Origin of the sequence: Domibacillus sp. DTU_2020_1001157_1_SI_ALB_TIR_016 (assembly GCF_032341995.1) — a bacterium.
Taxonomy (GTDB): Bacteria; Bacillota; Bacilli; order Bacillales; family Domibacillaceae; genus Domibacillus; species Domibacillus indicus_A.
On sequence record NZ_CP135438.1, the window covers coordinates 1671065 to 1689507 of the forward strand.

An 18443-nucleotide genomic window follows, 5' to 3' on the forward strand; every position below is an offset into this window, starting at 1 on the left:
CTCCTGCCTCTTGTTTTTCAATAAAAAACCCCTGAATTTTCAACTGAAAATTCAGGGGTTTTGGGTTTTAAAACATAACTAAACTACGCAGCCCCTGAATTTGTAATTATCCAAGCGGCCTCTAGTTGTCTAGTTGGCATATCCACTATTTGTTAGCATTATTTTATTACTATTATTCCGATAGTTCAAGTCAACTTTATAAAAAAATGCCTGATAAATCATTTTTTTTGAATTATATGTTTCCATTTTCCAATTATACAAAAATCTAAATTGATTTTATGATAATACAAAGACCACCTGTAAGCATTAAGATAAAAAAACGATTAAAGGAAGTGAGCGAATGAGTATAAACAACACGTTACAGCAATTTGAGGCTTCTGTAAGAAAAGTTTTAAAAGATTTTAAAACAAACAGGGAAATTATTGACCAATTGCAGCCGGCTTTTCAAACCCTTTTAAATACAAAAGGACTGCTGCCAGAACACTACAAAAAACCGAAGAGCGAAAAGTACAGTCAATTTTTACTGTATAAACCACAAGATGAAGCCTTTTCTATAGTCGCCTTTATTTGGGGTCCTGGACAAACCGCACCAATTCATGATCATTTAGTCTGGGGGCTGGTAGGCATATATGAAGGAAAGATTGAAGAAACCAGATATCGAAAAGTAGCACATAATAACGAGGAAGAGTTTCGCTTGGAAATAATTGAAACGGTTGTTGCCAAAGAAAATGATATTTCCTTTGTTTACCCGCCAAATACTGACATCCACAGTGTTCGCAACCCATTTGATGAGCCAGCCATCACCATACATGTATACGGTACGGACATCGGCAAGCAGAAAAGAAATCTTTATAAGAATGAGTCCTTTAATAAAAGCACTATTGTTACGGCACACGAAAATGAAGAGGCAATCTATCATTAAACACTAATATAGTTTCTTTCCTATTTATAAGGAATTTCACCCCCTCTCTAATCTAGAACACCGGGCCTAAGCCAGGTGTTCTATTTTGTCCTTTTTATGTATTTGGACACATATGTTCAATATAGATCAATGCGTTTTTTTGTTCATTCGCCAAAAAAGCTTGTATATAAAGCCTTCTAAACAAAGGCTTTATATACAAGCTGAAAATTTCTCCAAATATCACCAAATAAATATTCTTATTTTAAAGCAAGATAACGGCCGGCTTCTTCTTTCGATAAAGTGAGCACCCGGTCCAGCCGCTCACTAATTTCCGATGCCAGAATGTATTCCAGGTCTTCTGTTTTTTCCACTTGTGTATCAAGTACATACGCACCGCTTAAAATATTAGTAGCGCCAAGAGCAGATAAAACTGGTTTCAGTGCGTAGTCAATAGCCAGCAGGTGGCCAAACGAGCCTCCAAGAACGAGCGGAAGAACTGTTTTTCCTTCCAGCCCTTTTTGGGGAAGCAAATCAAGATATGTTTTTAAAATGCCAGTGTATGCGGCTTTGTAGACAGGTGTCAGCACCACTACAATGTCCGCTTCTTCTACCGTTTTATTTGCTTTTAAAATGGGCTCGCTATTAAAATTGGCTAAAATTAAATCTTCTGCCGGCAGATCGTGAACGAAAATGGTTTCTGTATCAATGCCCTCTTTTTTAAAATAAGATTCTGCTTTATCCAAAATTCCTTTTAAACGGGACTGCTTGCTGTTGCCTCCATAGATAATTGCTGCTTTTGTCATTTTATTCATCCTTTCCTTTTAAATGCTGTAAGCGTGGGCATCATGAAGCTCCAGAAACTCTTTTAACTTTTCTGAAAGACCGCCATGCCCGAATTTTATAAATTTTTGTCCATTGCTCCGAAGCCCTGCTTCTTTTACATAGTCCAAAAAAGCCAACATATAGATACGCCGGGACATGACGTTGATAATTCCATAATCATAAAACCAATTGTCGATTGTATTAAGCACCCCCCGATTAAGCCCATACTGCTTATGGCACCATTCATAAAACCGGGTATTAGGCAAATTAAGAAATGCGCTGTCTTTGAACGGCGCCGTGGCGGCTGAATACAGTTCTTGCATAGTTTACATCCTCCTTTATCTGTTGCAGCAATGAATGAAAGGATGAAAACTTTTGTTCATCCCGAATCCGAAAGAGAGGCACACATTGGATCTTTTTTCCGTAGAGATCACCTTGGAAATCAAAGAGATGAATTTCTGTGATGCGCTCAAAACGAGAGCCAAATGTCGGCTTTACGCCTATATTCATAACCCCGTTCAGTAGTTCATCTTCAATTTGGACCTGCACGCCGTACACACCATTTTCAATCGAATCAGGTGACTGGCTGAGGTTAGCCGTTGGAAATCCAAGCTTTCTTCCGGTCTTCATACCATGAACCACCTCCCCGCCCATCGCCGGCTTGCTGATCCATTGTACATACTGTACATCTGCCATGTTAATCACCCTTTTGTTTAAAATAAAAGAGGCCTTTTACGTGAAACGAATATGTTTCACGTAAAAGGCCTCTAGTGGTCCAGACGGCTCATGTAAGATTTAAATTTATTTTAAAACAATTAATCCTATTTGTAAAGTTGGTTTTATAAAAAAACTTGCTTTTTCTGTACTCTTTTCCTTATACAGCCAGCTCCTTGTTTACAAGGGCATGACTTCTTCTGCAAAACGGATAATTTGCTCCTGCTGTTCCGCTTCTTCAAGCCCATCTACGCTGATACTTTGAAATTGATGGCCAAACGCCTGCCGATAGAATGAAAACAGCAGAAATTTCATGGTCATTCTCCTTCTTTCTATACTCGATTCACCCATTTTATTTTAGTGATCGCTGTTTGCTGGAGCAAAAGCTCTTTTGCACTATGGTATAAAAAATAAGCTGCTTCTATAAGTGCTGTTTCATCTACTGTAAACGAAGGATGATGCCAATCCTCGTCTCCATTTGTACCAAAGAACGCGAAGACACCGGGTATATGCTGCAGATAATAGGCAAAGTCTTCTCCAGCCGTTGAAAGTTCCGGTTCAATTACTTTTAAACCGTATTGCTCTGCAGCGACCCATGCTGCTTCTGCTACAGCAGCATGATTCATGAGCGGCGGCGGACCCTCAAACCAGTCAATAGCGGCTTTACTTGAGAACGCACCTGTTATTTGTTCCGTTAAAGCATAAAAGCGTTCTTTTACCTGTGTACGGACTTCGGGGTCAAATGTTCGTATTGTCCCTTCAATCGTGACGGTTTCCGGCAGCACATTCCACGTATTTCCTCCTTCAATTCTTGTGACACTTACTACTGCACTTTCCAGAGGTGATATGCTGCGGCTGACAATCGTCTGAAGGGCTGTAATCAATTGAGCAGAAGCGGTAATAGGATCATGACCGTTTTGTGGCAGCGCAGCATGCGCCCCTTTTCCTTTTATGACGACTTTAAACCGGTCTACTGCCGCCATTAATGGCCCGCTTTTAATACCAACGGTCCCCACCGGCAGATCCGGCTTGTTATGAAGGCCGATAATCGCATCTACGTCCTTCAACTGGCCATCACGCAGTACTTTTTGGGCACCGGCCCCATATTCTTCTGCCGGCTGGAAAATCAAGCGTATTTTCCCTCTCAGTTCAGCCTGTTCCGCTTTTAGTAAGTAAGCCGCCCCGAGCACAGCCGCTGTATGAAAATCGTGCCCGCATGCATGCATTTTGCCGGGGATACGAGAACGATAAGGCAGATTTGTCTGTTCCTGAATGGGCAGTGCGTCAATGTCAGCCCGAATCGCAATCGTTGGTCCGGGATGGGTCCCTTCTATATCGGCAAACACGCCGGTCTCTAAAATGGTCGGCCGTACTTTGATTCCACTTTTAAGCAGCTGGCTGGCTATGAATTTCGTTGTTTCAAATTCCTCCTGTGACAATTCCGGAAATTGGTGAAGGTGGCGGCGTATCTGGATAAGATCTTTTTCTAACGTCATCCGGTTCAAGCCATTCTCTCCTTTCTGTTAAATCGTATCGAAAGCATTTTACATGCACGTCCCGGTTAAAAAACTCTTTTGAGTGATCCCGCTTAAAGCCGAGCCATTCATATAATTGAATCGCTTTTTGCATAATGTCTCCTGAATGAAGGTAAAGGTGAGCGGCTCCCTGGCTTCTCGCATATAAGAGGCTTTCTTTAAGCAGCGCTTTCGCTACTCCCTGACCGCGGGCTTTCGGGTGCACAGCAAGCAGCCGGACAATCGGTGCTTGAATATCAAGCTCCGGCCGCTCATAGGCTGCTTCAGCGTTTTTGAACAACTGGAGTGTTCCAATCGGTTCTTCCTTCTGCTTTGCCACCAGGATGCAGTCAATATTCGGATTATCGACTGATCTGCTGATTTGTTCAATATAATTCCTCCAAGCTTCTTTATCTGTAAATTCTTTTTCATATTGCTGGTAGCTCTCTAATAGCAACTGCCGTACAGTTTCTTTATCCGATTCTATTAGCTGTTCAATTTTCAGATGAATCATTTTTATCTTCCTCCTTTTTGAAGGACTCATTATTTGCTTCAGTGATTTCTTCATTCCTTTCTTCAGCAGCGGCCGTTTTACTTTTTCTTTGTTTATTTATTTCAAATAAAGCTTCTAAACCATTCTCCAGCTCTTCCCGGTATTCATACGACATGGCCCGTAACTCCTTTCGGCAGAATATTCGGATTTTTTTGCGGCCGCATCTGTGGCTGCTGCGATAATAATTCATCCGTTTCACCAGACAGCCGCCGTAAAAAGCGTTTTGTCCGTTCTTGTTTTGGTTTTTGAAAAACCTCCTCTGGTGTTCCTTCCTCGATAATCATCCCCCCGTCCATGAACAGGACATGATCCGATACTTCACGTGCAAAGCTCATTTCGTGGGTGACAATCACCATCGTAATGCCTTCTTTAGCGATACTTTTAATAACAGCCAGCACTTCTCCGACCAATTCTGGATCAAGTGCGGAAGTCGGTTCATCAAATAAAATCACTTTTGGATTTAAAGCCAGTGCCCGGGCAATCCCGACACGCTGCTGCTGCCCTCCGGAAAGCTGGCTCGGATAATGATTCACTTTATCTAATAGACCCACTTTTGCCAGTACCTGCTCACTTCGCTCTCTTGCTTCCGCTTTTTTTACTCTTTGAGCGGTGATCAGGCCTTCCATCACATTTTCAATCACCGTTTTATGGGCGAATAAATTGTAATGCTGAAAAACCATAGCTGACTGCCTGCGCAGTGCAATCACTTCTTTTTTCTTGGCTCCCTGTGCCCCAATGGTCACGTCACCCACTTGAATAATCCCTTCATCCGGCTGTTCCAGTAAATTCATGCATCTGAGCAAAGTGGTTTTTCCAGATCCGCTCGGCCCAAGGATTGTAACGACCTGCCCTTTTTGAACCGCCATGTTAATTCCTTTGAGCACTTCCTGCTGGTGAAAGTTTTTTTTAATGCCCCTTAGCTCAATCATCGAACTCCTCCTTTTACATAGGCCGTTGCTTTTTTCTCAACGAAAGATGAAATACTTTCTGCCAGGATCGTCAGTATCCAGTAAATGAGGCCTGCAGCAATAAAAGCTTCTAAGAATTTTAAGTTAGTGGATGCGACAATGTTCGCCGCTCCCGTCAGTTCTTTTTGAGAGACAATAAAAGCGATGGAAGAGGTATGCAGAAACCCGATGAAAATATTCGTTAAATTGGGGATAGACTGCGCGAGTGCCTGCGGCAGTACAATCCGCCTCATCATTTGAAACGTATTCATCCCAACAGAGTACGCGGCTTCTATCTGTCCTTTAGAAACACTTAAAATACCGGACCGAATAATTTCTGATAAATAAGCACCCGCGCTTAGAAACAAGGCCAATAAAACAAATACACTAATCGGGATTTCTTCAGAATGTGCTTGCAGGCCCAGCTTTTCTGCAGCCGAGTCGATCAGCAGCGGTAGCCCGAAATAAATAAGCATGACATGCATAATAATGGGCGTGCCTCTTAAAAACGATACATAGCCATTCGCAATAGCAGTCAATCCCTTTACTTTGTACATTCTTATCAGGGCTACTGCCAGCCCAATAAAAAAGCCAGCCGTCAGCGGAACGGCAGTAAGCATCAGTGTAACGGGCAGGGCCTTGCTGATTTCCTTAAAAGCGGTCCAAATAAACAGAATATCGATTGTCATGCTGGTTCCTCCTTTCTCCATTAAGCAGGATGGAATATGGTTCCCTTATAGCGGTTTGCCCGTCTTTCAACGATGCTGAATGCTTTCTCCATCATCCATACAACCATGTAATAAATGATGGAAAGTGAAATATATACTTCCAGCGCATGAGCAGTAGACGCAATTAAGGTTTCCCCGCGCCCGACCATATCCATGACGCCAATCGTAAAAGCAAGAGAAGTATCTTTTAATGAGCCGATCACGGAATTGGCTATGTTTGGAAGAGCTATATTCCACGCCTGCGGCAAAACAATGCGGAAAAAACTTTGATAATCTTTCATCCCGACAGACAGCGCTGCTTCTGTCTGGCCATAATCAACTGATTGAATGGCACTTCGAAAAATTTCTGAAAAAACAGCACCGTTGCTGATGGCATATGTGATCATTACAAAGTAAACGGCATCCATTCGTGAAACATCGATTCCTATAAAAAGCAATAAAGCCGGTACGCCGTAAAAAACCAGGAAAAGCTGAATTAAAATGGGGGTTCCCCGTATGAACGAAACATACAGCATCACCAGCTGTGCAAGAACGGGCAGGCGGAAAAGCCTGGGGACTGCCGCAGCAATCCCTAATACCATTCCGGCCAGGATGGAAACAAATAAAATGTTCAGCGTTACACCTAAATAAGGGATGAGTTCCTGAAGAAACCCCCAGACCAAGGTAAGATCGAATGCTTTGCCCATAGGAATCCCTCCCTGTTATGATTAAAATTCGACTGTGTAGTCAGCGCCCAGCCATTTCTTGCTCAGCTCACTGACCACTCCTTCTTTTTTCAACTCTACTAATGCTTCATCAATACGTTGCTGCAGCACCGTTTCGTCTTTACGAAGCAGAAAATAAACTTTTGAATTTAATAAAGGCTCCCCTACTACTTTTTGCTGGGCATCTGCCTGTTCATTTAAAAAGTCCACAGCAAACGGAGTTGTGATCGTGGCATCCGCACGTCCAGTTCGGATTTGGTTCGTTGTGTCGTCTGCTCCCTGTCCAGAGTAGACAATTTCAATGCCGGCATTATGTTCCTTATTGTATTTTTCAAGGAAGACGGCTGAATTGCTTGTAGCGCTAACCACTGCTTTTTTTCCTTTCAGGTCCTTAATAGAATGAATGTCATTGTTTTTTTGATTGACGGCTACATGAAGCGGAAACACATTGTATGGTTCTTTATTAAATAGAAATTTCTCCTGACGTTCTTCATTTACTTCCATCTGATGGGCAATAAAATCAATTTTGTTTGTTTCAAGGCTTAATAAAAGATTGGAAAATTCCATCGTTTTAAATTCAAAGTTGTACTCAGGAAGTTTTTTATCGATTTCACGAACAAGCTCCACATCATAGCCGGTCAGTTTCCCGTTTTCATCTAAGAAGCATACGTTTGGAAACTGGGTACCCGTTCCGACGATAATCGTTTTCGCCTTCGAAGAGGACGTTCCGCTGCCGGCTTCCGCTTCTGTAGTGCCGGCATTTTCTTTTGGCGAGCAGGCTGCCGTTACCGCTGCCAGTAGGAGTGCTAGAAGGAACACAAAATATTTTTTCATCATTCTTCTCCTGTCTGCACCTTACGTGCTGGTAATAGATTCTCTTTTCTCAATCAGTTCGTACAAAGATGGATTTAATATTTTTCGAAGAAACACAATGTTATCGCCTTCATGCACTTTTTCTTTAAATGTCTTGTAGCCGCGTCGCTCATAAATTCCGACCAGCCAGGGGTGGCGCGTTGCGGTCGCCAGGTACACAGCAGGCGCTTTGACCTGTTTTGTTAAAACTTCCTCCTCCACATAAGACAGTAATGCTGACCCTATTCCTTTTTGCTTAAAATCCGGATGCACAGCAAACCACCAAATAAACGGATAAGCTTCGTGACCTGGATCAGCCCATGGATAACGAACCGTTACGGTAGCCGCTATTCTTCCATTCTTTTCAAGCAGATACGTGGCATTTTGAGTAAGATTGTGAAGCACAAGCTCCCTATCCGCATGGGCAGCGGAGAAACGAATGTTCAAATCCCGAATAGGCTGATAAGCTTTCAATGTGAGATCCAAAATGGCATCTGCATCTTCTGCAGATGCCAGCCGGATAAGATGGGTCATTTCAAACACTCCTCTTAACTTATTATTCTCATCTATTTAGTCGGTTTAAAGTGATAAAAATTTCTCAGACTCTGCATGACGGGCAATCGCTTTTTTTATGTGGTCCAATCCCACTTCTGTTATTCCTTCATAAATACCGTTTTTCCCGATTTCCACAACTGGAACGTGGCGCACACCATACTTTGTTTCTAAAATATCCCGGCGGTCGTCTGCTTTGGTGACGTCTACTGTCCGAAAAGGAATTTGTTTTTTCTTCAAGTATTCTTTTACTTCCTTGCAATAATGGCAGCCTTCTTTAGACCAGACAACGACTGATAATGATGTTGACATAAAGCTTTCCTCCCTTAAACGGTTTGTTTTGTATAGCGATTTTCTTTAAACGGCAGTCCTAAATTGCCACGCAGTGTATCTGCTTGATATTCCGAGTTATAATATCCTTTTGCTTGTAAAATCGGCAGGACGTGATCGATAAAATCCGCCAGCCCGCTGCTTAAAACGGGTGAACCGAGAATAAAACCATCCGCCCCTTCCTGCTCTGCCCATTGAATCAGCTGGTCAGCCACCTGCTCATAAGTGCCAAACAGGGCACTTTTCGGTGTTGTCACTTGAAGTGCCACTTCCCGAAGTGTCAACTTGTGCTTGCGTGCGCGTTCTTTAATTTTATCTGTTGTGGACCGGAAGCTGTTTTGGCCAATCGCACCGATCTCCGGAAATGGTTCATCAAGCGGATACACACTAAAGTCAAAGTGGTCAAAAAAGCGGCCTAAATAATTCAGTGCTTCATCAATGGAGACCAGGCTTTGAATCGCACGATACTTTTCTTCAGCTTCTTCTACTGTCGCTCCCATAACCGGATGAATGCCCGGGAACACACGGATTTCCTCCCTGTTCCGACCGAACGCTTCCGCTCTTTTTTTCACATCCCGATAATAAGCCTGTGCCTGCTCTAATGTTTCTGCATTGGTAAACACAGCGTCTGCTTCTTTTGCGGCCAGGTTTTTACCTGCTTCCGATGCGCCTGCTTGAAAAATAACCGGCTGTCCTTGAGCAGACCGCTCAATATTCAAAGGTCCTTTCACCGAAAAGAAGGTTCCTTTATGATTTAAGGTATGCAGCTTTTGCCTGTCAAAAAATTGTCCGGTTTCCCTGCTGCGGACAAAAGCGTCGTCTTCCCATGAGTCCCAAAGCCCTTTTACGACCTCCAGGTATTCTTCAGCAATTTCATAGCGAAGCGCATGCGGCGGGTGCTGATCTTTGCTGTAGTTTTCTGCCGATCCTTCCAGCGGCGATGTCACCACGTTCCAGCCAGCCCGTCCTCCGCTGATTTTATCCAGTGAAGCAAATTGCCTCGCCACCGTAAACGGCTCACTATAGGAAGTCGACAGTGTTCCAACTAAACCGATCTTAGAAGTAACGGATGCAAGAGCCGACAAAATCGTAATCGGTTCAAACCGGTTTAAAAAATGCGGAATCGACTTTTCATTGATATAAAGCCCGTCAGCCACAAAAGCAAACGTAAATCCTGCTTCTTCCGCTTTTTTAATGACCGATTGGTAGTACGCCAGGTTCACACTCGCATCTGCTGGTACGGACGGGTCCTTCCATGCATTCATATGCCCTCCCGGCCCATGCAGCATAATCCCAAACTGAATGTGTTTTTTACGAGACATATTCTTCCCTCTTTTCACTGAATAGTTCGATGGGGCTTAGCAGCTGGAAGGACTTAAAACGGGCCCTTCTATCCTCGATTGGCGTATGAAGAATAAACTCTTCAACTCCGTATGCTTGATGGTAATGAGTGAGCACTTCCTGAATGTAATCTGGTGTTCCGGCTACTGTGCTTATTTTTTGTTCTTTTATTTGGAATGCTTCACCCGACTCCCGGCCGAATTTCTCTGCTTGTTCAAATGATTGAACCGTTACGCTGCGGCCGCTTTTTAAAAAGACTTTATGAACAAGCTGGTTTCCCACCCTCTCTTCTGCTTCTTTCTGGCTCGAAGCCGCAAAAACCGATAATGCCATCACAAGTTTGCCTTTCTTTTTCTGTTTTTGATATGCTTGAGCCGCTTCTTCCCAAATACTGATATCACTGTTAATAAAGTGGGCAAAAACGAAATTCCAGCCGTTCTTCGCAGCCAATTCTGCGCTTTTGGCGCTGGCACCAAGCAAATAATAGTCAGGCCGCTCTGGCGGATTGGGGCTGGCTTTTACTCCTGAAAGAGGATGACCCTCCGGAATGGTATTTTCTAAAATTTGCCCAAGCAGCGTCAGTCTCCCTTCAAAATCATGCCCGTCATTGACGGTTCCATATTGAAGTGCTTTTGTGGAAAGCGGAAGCCCGCCCGGAGCTTTCCCAATGCCAAGGTCCACCCGTCCTGGCTCTAAAGAAGATAAAACATTAAAATTCTCCGCCACTTTGTAAGGGCTGTAATGCTGCAGCATCACGCCTCCCGATCCGATTCGGATTTTATTTGTTTTAGCCAGCAAATAGGCAATCAGCACCTCTGGCGATGAACCAGCCAGCTGCTCCGCGTTATGATGCTCTGACACCCAAAAGCGGTAATATCCCCATTTTTCAGCGTTTTGTGCCAGCTGAACAGTGTGCCGCAAGGAATCAAATGCACTTTCATTTTCAAAGATCGGGCTTTGATCCAGTAAACTAATCTTGTATCCCACTTCTGTTCCCTCCTTATTCTTAGTTAGTTGGTAAGATTAATCAGCTTTCGGTGATTGACACTTATCCTACCACCCGGATATTGAAAAAGAAATGCTTTTGCCGATAGAAAGATTTATTGTTTTCATTAAAAAAGTTAATGAATGCTCGACTGCTTGCTGCTTCCGCTGAACATACCGGCAAAGTGCTGGACAAATTCCCATAATGGCGGCGGTTCAGTCCCGTAATAGGCACCATATATATGTTGTTTTAACTGAAGAAGATGAGACGTTTCGATTTCAATTAGCTCTTCCTGCTCCAGTTCATTTTTTATGCATAACGAGGGTAAAAAACCGATGCCCGCTCCGCTTTTAATCAGGGATTTGGCTACTTCCAGATGCCCGACTTGAAATTCAATACGCGGCTTTACATGGGCTGCCTCGAATATTTTATGCACTCTGTTCCAGTCAAAAGCGCCGCATTCAAAAAACACCATTGGCTCCGACGCTAACTCTGCCGCTGAAATATCTGTTCTTCCAACAAAGGCATGCCCCGGCAGTGTCACCAGCCGAACTGAATTGTCTAGGATAGGCTGCTGCTCTAGCGCATCATGGGCAGCTTCTTTCATAAAAGCAATATGCAATTCTTTGCGTAAAAGCTTTTCAACAAGCAGATCATTGGATGCCGATACAACAGTAAAGCGCCATTCAGGAAACGCTTCCTTCCATAATGGCAATGCATGCGGAAGAAAGTATTGAGAAGAAATCAGGTTTGCTCCAATCACGCATTCTTTCTGGGCAGATTCTCTCCGAAGCAGCTTTTTGGCCTGCTCGTATGTTTGAACGATTTGCTCGGCATATGGCAGAAACTCTCTGCCTTTTTCCGTTAATGAAACGCCTCTTCCGCTCCGGTCAAACAGCTGCTGTTCCAGCTCGCGCTCTAGTGTTTTGATACGCGCTGTCACTGTAGGCTGTGATAAAAATAAGGCGTCCGCCGCTTTATGAATACTATTAAAATGAACTGCGTATATAAAGGCTTCTAAGTGATCAATATTCATCCGGTTTCCTCCCCGCCCAAATGTATAGAAAAAGCGCCTGAACGCATTCGTGCATTCAGGCGCTTTTGGCTGACCAATCAGCGGCTTATTTTTCCGATATAAGGTCAAAGCTGTTTTTTCACACTGTATGACTTTTAATTTTTCCGGCTAAAATGCTATTGCCAATCGTTTCTCCAATATTTCCTCTTGAACGCCCTAAATCTTCACCTTGGCCAAATGAAAGAAGCGGGAAGACAAGCTCTGCAAATCGATATGATTCTTCCAGGTGAGGATATCCTGAAAAAATAAAACTTTCAATTCCGAGGTCTTGATATTCCTTTATACGAGCCGCAACCGTTTGAGGATCACCAACAAGTGCTGTGCCGGCACCGCCTCGTACAAGCCCAATTCCTGCCCATAAGTTTGGGCTGATCTCAAGATCTGCTTCTTTTCCTTTTCTATGAAGCGCAGCCATCCTGCTCTGTCCGGCTGAATCATGACGGCTTAGTTTTTGCTGGGCTTTTTCTATCACTTCATCATCCAAGTGAGAAATCAACCGATCTGCTGCCGCCCATGCCTCTGCGTTTGTTTCGCGTACAATGACATGAAGGCGAATGCCAAACCGGACTGTGCGCCCTTCTTTTCGAGCCTGCTGGCGTACACTGTCAATTTTTTCTTTAACTTGAGCCGGCGGTTCGCCCCATGTTAAATACACATCCGAATGGGCAGCTGCTACCTGCTGGCCAGCAGGCGAGGAGCCTCCAAAATAAACAGGTGGTGTCGGCTGTTGAACAGGTGGGAACAATAATTCGCCGCCTTCTGATTTTACATATTTCCCGTCATAATTTACCGTCTCACCTTTCAGCAGGCCGCGCCAAATCGTTAAAAATTCATCCGCCGCCTCATACCGTTCGTCGTGTTTAAGAAATAGGCCATCTCCTGCAAGTTCAACAGGATCACCACCAGCAACAACATTAATAAGTACACGTCCGTTGGATAAGCGGTCCAATGTAGACGTCATACGTGCAGCAACAGATGGCTGCATTAAACCAGGGCGCAGTGCTACCAAGAATTTTAGTCTTGTAGTCTCTGCGGCGAGTGCAGCTGCAGTCAGCCATGGATCTTCGCATGATTTTCCAGTTGGAAGCAGTACACCTGTGTAGCCAAGCCGGTCAGCCGCTTGGGCCACTTGTCGAAAATACGTGTGATCCGCTTCTCTTCCGCCAATATCTGTTCCTAAATAACGACCGTCACCATGTGTTGGAATAAACCATAAAATTTCCATTTATCTCTCTCCTTTATTAATTGGTTCCTTTAAAACTGCTGCGCCACTTTAATAACTTTCGTTCAAGCAGTCTCACAAATGAATCTGTTAATTTTCCCACAACCGCAAAAATGATAATTCCGACAAACACCTTTTCCGTCTGCGAAAACTGGCGGGCATCCATAATCATGTAGCCGACACCAGCACTCGATCCCATCAGCTCTGCCACTACAAGGCCAAGCCATGCAATACCAAGAGACAGCCGAACACCAAGTAAAATGTTTGGCAGTGCAGCCGGTAAAATAAGGCGTGTAATTTGATGGCGCCAGCTGAATTCCAGAACACGTGCCACATCAAACAACTTGGCATCTACGCCCCGAATACCGAGAAAGGTATTAATGTAGATAGGAAAAAATGCGCCAAGTGCAATTAACAGCACTTTAGATAGTTCATCAAACCCAAACCATAAGATAAAGAGCGGTGTTACGGCCAAATGCGGAACAGTACGGAGCATTTGCAAAGATGGATCTAGATAGGACTCCGTTCTCTTTGAAAATCCAACCAGGATTCCAAATAAAAGACCCAGCCCGCCGCCGAGCAGAAACCCGCCGGCTGCCCGTGCAATACTGATTTTCATATTGTCAGCCAGTTCCCCCGATACTGCCAGCTCATAAAACGACGCAAGAATAGCAAGCGGTGTCGGCAGCACTGTTTCAGAGATTAATCCGGCACTTCCTGCATACTGCCATAAAGCCAGAATAATGATCGGCACAACGAATCCTTTAAGCCACGGTGGAATGGTCCTTGCTTTTTTGACTTTTGCTGCTTTTTCCTTTCCACTTAATCCGACATAAGCTGCTGTTTTCATTTCGCCCCCTCCTTCTTCACTTTTTCAATAAACTGATTATCTACTACTTCAGATACATCAATTTCCTTATCAATAACACCAAGGTCATATTGAAAATCAGCTGTTTCCTGCTGTGCTTTGATAATGTCCTCGGTGATAGGTTCATTCAGTGGTTCTGTATTGTTCAGTACGCTTTCTACTACATCTTTATCGAGCTCTTTAATTTCGGAGTAAATGGAGACGGCTTCTTCTTTGTTTGCTTTTTGCCAATCAACCGTTTTGTTATAAACCTCAAGGAAACGCTCAACTTCCTCTGGATGCTCCTCAGCAAATCCGTTTCTGACAAGAGTGAAGCCCGGCGAGTATGAGTGCAGCGTTTCACCATTCGCTAAAATTTCCGCATCATTTTGAATGGTCTGCAGTGAGACAAATGGTTCCCAGATTGACCAGGCATCCACTGCCCCATTTTCAAATGCCGGCATTGCTTCATCCGGCTGCAGCTGAATGATTTCGACATCGTCTGGCGATACACCAGCCTTTTTTAATGCTTTATGGAGAAAGTCAAAGCCGCTGCTTCCTTTCGCCACCGCTACTTTCTTTCCTTTTAAATCCTCAATTGATTGAATGGAACTTCCCTTCTTCACCAAGATCGCATTGGCTTTCAGTCCATCCTGGGAAAGGGCAATTTCTTTAAATGGAACATCCGCTGCCTGACCGCCAATAACAGGGGAGTTTCCGACTTGTGAAAAGTCCAGCTTGCCTGCTGCCAGCCCTTCAAATTGAGGCGGCCCGCTTTGAAACTCGGTCCATTTTACTTTGATTCCTTCTTTTTCAAACGCTTCTTCAAACCAGCCTTTTTCTTTTGCAATCCAAAGCGGGCTGAGGCTTTGTTGAATACCAATATTAATCTCTTTTAATTCTTGCTCCTCTCCTGACGTTTTTGCGGAGCATGCAGCTAAAAGTAATGATGATATGATTAAAAACAGCCACTTCCTCATGATGTTTCCTCCTTCGAGATCTGTTCTGTTACCGATCCAGCTTATTTGGCTTCTTCAGATGCCTGTTTTACTTTTTCAATAAATTGATTGTCTACTACTTCCGACACATCGATTTTTTTATCAATCGCACCAAGCTTGTATTGAAAATCAGCTGTTTCCTGCTGTGATTGAATAATCTCTTCAGTGATCGGCTCGTTCAGTGCTTCTGTGTTATTCAGCACATTTTCTACAATTAATGGATCAAGGTCTTTTACCTTCGCATAGATGGCAATGGTTTCTTCTTTGTTTTCTTTTTGCCATTGAACGGCTTTATCATAAACTTGAAGAAACTTTTCTACTTCTTTTGGGTAACTGTCTGCAAATTGGCTGCGTACAATCGTGAATCCTGGAGAATATGTATCAATGGTTTCACCATTCGCTAAAACCGTTGCTCCATTTTTCAGCGACTGTAGAGAAACAAATGGCTCCCAGATCGCCCAGGCATCGACCGATCCATTTTCAAACGCCGGCATTGCTTCATCCGGCTGCAGCTGGATCATCTCTACGTCATCTGGGGATACACCCGCGTATTTTAACGCTTTGTGCAGAAAGTCAAATCCTCCGCTTCCTTTCGCAACGGCTACCTTTTTTCCTTTTAGATCCTCAATTGATTTGATTGGGCTTCCTTTCTTTACAATAATCGAGTTGCCTCTGCGGCCTTCTTCCGTAATGGCAATTTCTTCAAAAGATACTCCTGCCGCCTGCCCGCTGATGACCGGTGAATTGCCGACCTGTGAAAAGTCCAGCTTGCCTGCTGCCAGTCCTTCAAATTGAGGAGGCCCGCTTTGAAACTCGATCCAGTTTACTTTCACGCCTTCTTCTTTAAACGCTTTTTCAAACCAGCCTTTTTCCTTAGCAATCCAAATGGGGCTGAGGCTTTGTTGAATGCCAATATCGATCTCTTTCAATTTTTTCTGCTCTCCCGACGTTTCCGCGGAGCATGCAGCTAAAAACAACAATGATAGAATTAAAAACAGCCATTTTCTCATAATTATTTCTCCTAAATTCCTGCGCCTTCTGAGTAATCAGAATGTTCTGTTTTTTCGAACTCTTCCAGCACTTTTTGACGTAAATATTGAAAGGATGTATCTGTTCGATTTCGTGGAAAAGGCAGCTCGATGGGCAGCCACTTTTGAAGACGGCCTGGTTTGGCCCGCAGAATCGCCAGCTGTGTTCCCAAGTAAATCGACTCATCAATGTCATGGGTCACTAAAATCATTGTGATTTTTTTTCTCTGCCAAATATCGACCAACACATCCTGCAGATGCTTGCGGGTAAACGCATCAAGCGCACCGAACGGCTCATCAAGCAGCAGAACTTCTGGTTCGCGGAGCAGTGCTCGTGCGATAGCCACACGCTGCGACATACCTCCGGACAATTCAGCCGGGTACGCCTTTTCATTTCCTGTCAGCCGGACAATATCAATCAGTTCCTGAACTTTTGCTTTCACATTTGGATCGCGCAAATTCAAGTCTGCCGCAATGTTTTGTTCCACAGTCAGCCACGGAAACAGGCGATGTTCTTGAAAAATAAACCCCTGACTAATACCCGGTTTCTTGACTTCCCGGCCATGAATGTTCACACTGCCTCTGTACTCTGTATCCAGCCCTGCAGCAATTTTTAATAGTGTACTTTTACCGCATCCGCTTGGCCCGATAATGGTTAAAAATTCACCATCATTAATGTCCAAATGTATATCGTCAAGCACCACTGTGCGTTTGTCCGCTATTCCAAATGCTTTTTCTTTTACTTGTATTAAGACACTCATTTTGCTCCTCCTCCTTAAAAGAAAACAGCCCTCTGCCAGAAAAGAACAGAGAGCCTTCGGTTGTCCGATCAGCTTTTATTCAATTGTTCGACCTACCATATGACAGTCGCTTTTCATTTTCATCATCTCCTTCTACGGCAATAAAAAAAGCACACGCCATTTTGGAAAGGCGTGTGCTTTCAGTTGTCTGATCAGCACGGTTAATATAAAGTTTATTAATCGATTTTATATCCGATTAATTCTATATGGATTATAATATATGTCTCTCCCTTATTCGTCAACCATTTTTTGATAAAAATTTAATTCTTTTTAAATTACTCATTTCACTCTTTTAGCAAAAAGAAAGACCAGCTTATATGTACATTAAAGTACAAGCTGGTCCTTTTTTATTTTGTCCCCGACTTTGCAAGTATAACAGTCGAAAGAGAGCTTCTTTTATTTTTATGTGTTGCATATAAAGCCATTCCAGTTAATAAACAACCTCCTATAATATTACCTAACGTAACAGGGATTTGATTCCACAACCACCAATCGGCAAGCGAAATATTGGCGCCGAATAAAATTCCAGCTGGAATAACAAACATGTTAACCACTGCATGCTCAAACCCTTGAGCGAAAAAGATGAAGATGGGCAGCCACATGGCAATAACTTTCCCCCCTACGCTGCTTGATGTCATAGCCATTACAGCACCCAGCGCTACCATCCAGTTACATAAAATGGCTTTTGTAAAAACGATGGCAAGTCCAGATGCTCCAAGTGCTGCATATCCAATCGTTTTGGCTTCTGCTGTTTTAACAATTTGTTCAATCACTGACTGGTCTGCTGCATGATGAAAGGACACATAATAAAGAAAAGCATAAAATAAACAACCGAGTAAATGTCCGATAAATACCCAGGACCAGTTTGATAACATTTGCTGAACAGATGCTTTTTTTTCCATTACAGTAAGTGGAATAAGAGCAAAATTACCAGTCAGCAATTCCAAGCCAAGCAAAATGATTAATACAAACCCGGCTGGAAAAAGTAATGCCCCAACTATTCCAGTGCCCGTTTGTTCAGTTGCTGTCATGGCGAGTGTAACAGAATAGCTTAAAAAAACGCCAGAAAGTGCGCTGCGGATCAGCAAATCTTTTACAGATAAATTCGCTTTCACTGCTCCAGCATGAACCATATTTTCTACGACCTGTTCGGGTTTCACAAAATTCATTGCTTTATTCCCCTCTTAAACAAATTCCTTTTTTACACAAGTAGAAATACGTCGCCATTTTCAATAACGGCTTTATAAGTGGACACACAGCCGGTATCTGGTGCCTGTACTTTACCGTCTGTCGTACAAATTTTCCAGTCATGCATCGGGCAGAAAACGTGCTCGCCGCTGACAATTCCTTCTGCGAGCACCCCGCCTTTATGGGGGCAGCGGTTTTCAATCGCTCTGACCGTGCCATTTCCAAGTTTAAACACAGCCAGTTCCAGCTCTCCCACCCGGACGGTTTTTCCCATTTTCTCCGGTAAATCCGCAATGGATGCGATCCGTACCTTCTCCAATGTTTTTTCCATGTTCATGGCCC

The 18443-nt window shown here is 43.6% G+C and carries 24 protein-coding genes; 1 reads left to right on the forward strand and 23 read right to left on the reverse strand.

Annotation, left to right across the window (positions count from 1 at the left end):
- The first annotated feature begins 340 nt into the window (after positions 1 to 340).
- Positions 341 to 922 carry a cysteine dioxygenase family protein gene (locus tag RRU94_RS07835; RefSeq protein ID WP_315691205.1) on the forward strand — a complete coding sequence of 194 codons (582 nt, stop codon included), beginning with the start codon at positions 341 to 343 and terminating at the stop codon, positions 920 to 922.
- A 236-nt stretch (positions 923 to 1158) separates the two neighbouring features.
- Here RRU94_RS07835 and ssuE read toward each other — a convergent pair whose 3' ends face one another.
- The 23 genes from ssuE to nirD all read right to left on the reverse strand — a co-directional run bounded on the left by ssuE (position 1159) and on the right by nirD (position 18432).
- Positions 1159 to 1704, reverse strand: a complete 546-nt coding sequence (ssuE, locus tag RRU94_RS07840) for an NADPH-dependent FMN reductase (RefSeq protein WP_315691206.1) — start codon at positions 1702 to 1704, stop codon at positions 1159 to 1161.
- Between the two features lie 18 nt (positions 1705 to 1722).
- Positions 1723 to 2046 (reverse strand): hypothetical protein, encoded by a 324-nt coding sequence (locus tag RRU94_RS07845; RefSeq protein WP_315691207.1) that lies wholly within the window; start codon positions 2044 to 2046, stop codon positions 1723 to 1725.
- Positions 1991 to 2419, reverse strand: a complete 429-nt coding sequence (locus RRU94_RS07850; RefSeq protein WP_315691208.1) for a riboflavin kinase — start codon at positions 2417 to 2419, stop codon at positions 1991 to 1993. The genes RRU94_RS07845 and RRU94_RS07850 overlap by 56 nt, the downstream gene beginning before the upstream one ends.
- A 198-nt stretch (positions 2420 to 2617) precedes the next feature.
- Positions 2618 to 2752 carry a hypothetical protein gene (locus tag RRU94_RS07855; protein WP_315691974.1) on the reverse strand — a complete coding sequence of 45 codons (135 nt, stop codon included), beginning with the start codon at positions 2750 to 2752 and terminating at the stop codon, positions 2618 to 2620.
- Positions 2753 to 2769: 17 nt separating this feature from the next.
- Complete coding sequence (locus RRU94_RS07860; protein ID WP_315691971.1) at positions 2770 to 3933, reverse strand: amidohydrolase; 1164 nt, start codon at positions 3931 to 3933, stop codon at positions 2770 to 2772.
- Entirely contained in the window at positions 3857 to 4465 is a 609-nt protein-coding gene (locus tag RRU94_RS07865) for a GNAT family N-acetyltransferase (protein WP_315691209.1), read from the reverse strand. Before RRU94_RS07865 ends, RRU94_RS07860 begins: the two co-directional genes overlap by 77 nt.
- On the reverse strand, positions 4446 to 4619 hold the full coding sequence (locus RRU94_RS07870; RefSeq protein ID WP_315691210.1) for a hypothetical protein: 174 nt from the start codon (positions 4617 to 4619) through the stop codon (positions 4446 to 4448). Before RRU94_RS07870 ends, RRU94_RS07865 begins: the two co-directional genes overlap by 20 nt.
- Positions 4609 to 5433 carry an amino acid ABC transporter ATP-binding protein gene (locus RRU94_RS07875; RefSeq protein ID WP_315691211.1) on the reverse strand — a complete coding sequence of 275 codons (825 nt, stop codon included), beginning with the start codon at positions 5431 to 5433 and terminating at the stop codon, positions 4609 to 4611. Before RRU94_RS07875 ends, RRU94_RS07870 begins: the two co-directional genes overlap by 11 nt.
- The gene (locus tag RRU94_RS07880; RefSeq protein WP_315691212.1) at positions 5430 to 6140 is read right to left on the reverse strand and encodes an amino acid ABC transporter permease; all 711 of its coding nucleotides are present in this window, start codon (positions 6138 to 6140) and stop codon (positions 5430 to 5432) included. Before RRU94_RS07880 ends, RRU94_RS07875 begins: the two co-directional genes overlap by 4 nt.
- A 20-nt stretch (positions 6141 to 6160) precedes the next feature.
- Positions 6161 to 6865, reverse strand: a complete 705-nt coding sequence (locus tag RRU94_RS07885) for an amino acid ABC transporter permease (protein ID WP_315691213.1) — start codon at positions 6863 to 6865, stop codon at positions 6161 to 6163.
- Positions 6866 to 6886: 21 nt separating this feature from the next.
- Complete coding sequence (locus RRU94_RS07890) at positions 6887 to 7717, reverse strand: amino acid ABC transporter substrate-binding protein (RefSeq protein ID WP_315691214.1); 831 nt, start codon at positions 7715 to 7717, stop codon at positions 6887 to 6889.
- A gap of 21 nt (positions 7718 to 7738) precedes the next feature.
- Complete coding sequence (locus tag RRU94_RS07895) at positions 7739 to 8269, reverse strand: GNAT family N-acetyltransferase (protein WP_315691215.1); 531 nt, start codon at positions 8267 to 8269, stop codon at positions 7739 to 7741.
- 45 nt (positions 8270 to 8314) lie between these two features.
- On the reverse strand, positions 8315 to 8599 hold the full coding sequence (locus RRU94_RS07900) for a glutaredoxin family protein (protein WP_315691216.1): 285 nt from the start codon (positions 8597 to 8599) through the stop codon (positions 8315 to 8317).
- 14 nt (positions 8600 to 8613) lie between these two features.
- Entirely contained in the window at positions 8614 to 9939 is a 1326-nt protein-coding gene (locus RRU94_RS07905; protein WP_315691217.1) for an LLM class flavin-dependent oxidoreductase, read from the reverse strand.
- Positions 9929 to 10945: an LLM class flavin-dependent oxidoreductase gene (locus RRU94_RS07910; RefSeq protein WP_315691218.1), complete on the reverse strand. Its 1017-nt coding sequence runs from the start codon at positions 10943 to 10945 to the stop codon at positions 9929 to 9931. The genes RRU94_RS07905 and RRU94_RS07910 overlap by 11 nt, the downstream gene beginning before the upstream one ends.
- Positions 10946 to 11079: 134 nt before the next feature.
- On the reverse strand, positions 11080 to 11979 hold the full coding sequence (locus RRU94_RS07915; protein WP_315691219.1) for a LysR substrate-binding domain-containing protein: 900 nt from the start codon (positions 11977 to 11979) through the stop codon (positions 11080 to 11082).
- 118 nt (positions 11980 to 12097) lie between these two features.
- Positions 12098 to 13243 carry an FMNH2-dependent alkanesulfonate monooxygenase gene (gene ssuD, locus RRU94_RS07920; protein ID WP_315691220.1) on the reverse strand — a complete coding sequence of 382 codons (1146 nt, stop codon included), beginning with the start codon at positions 13241 to 13243 and terminating at the stop codon, positions 12098 to 12100.
- A 16-nt stretch (positions 13244 to 13259) separates the two neighbouring features.
- Positions 13260 to 14090 (reverse strand): ABC transporter permease, encoded by an 831-nt coding sequence (locus RRU94_RS07925; RefSeq protein ID WP_315691221.1) that lies wholly within the window; start codon positions 14088 to 14090, stop codon positions 13260 to 13262.
- Positions 14087 to 15067, reverse strand: coding sequence for an aliphatic sulfonate ABC transporter substrate-binding protein (locus RRU94_RS07930; RefSeq protein WP_315691222.1), 981 nt, complete (start codon positions 15065 to 15067; stop codon positions 14087 to 14089). The genes RRU94_RS07925 and RRU94_RS07930 overlap by 4 nt, the downstream gene beginning before the upstream one ends.
- A gap of 41 nt (positions 15068 to 15108) precedes the next feature.
- A complete protein-coding gene (locus RRU94_RS07935; RefSeq protein ID WP_315691223.1) occupies positions 15109 to 16095 on the reverse strand; it encodes an aliphatic sulfonate ABC transporter substrate-binding protein in 987 nt (328 codons plus the stop codon).
- Positions 16096 to 16106: 11 nt separating this feature from the next.
- Positions 16107 to 16874, reverse strand: a complete 768-nt coding sequence (locus RRU94_RS07940; RefSeq protein WP_315691224.1) for an ABC transporter ATP-binding protein — start codon at positions 16872 to 16874, stop codon at positions 16107 to 16109.
- A gap of 386 nt (positions 16875 to 17260) precedes the next feature.
- Positions 17261 to 18082 carry a formate/nitrite transporter family protein gene (locus tag RRU94_RS07945; RefSeq protein WP_315691225.1) on the reverse strand — a complete coding sequence of 274 codons (822 nt, stop codon included), beginning with the start codon at positions 18080 to 18082 and terminating at the stop codon, positions 17261 to 17263.
- 32 nt (positions 18083 to 18114) lie between these two features.
- On the reverse strand, positions 18115 to 18432 hold the full coding sequence (nirD, locus tag RRU94_RS07950) for a nitrite reductase small subunit NirD (protein ID WP_315691226.1): 318 nt from the start codon (positions 18430 to 18432) through the stop codon (positions 18115 to 18117).
- Positions 18433 to 18443: the final 11 nt, after the last annotated feature.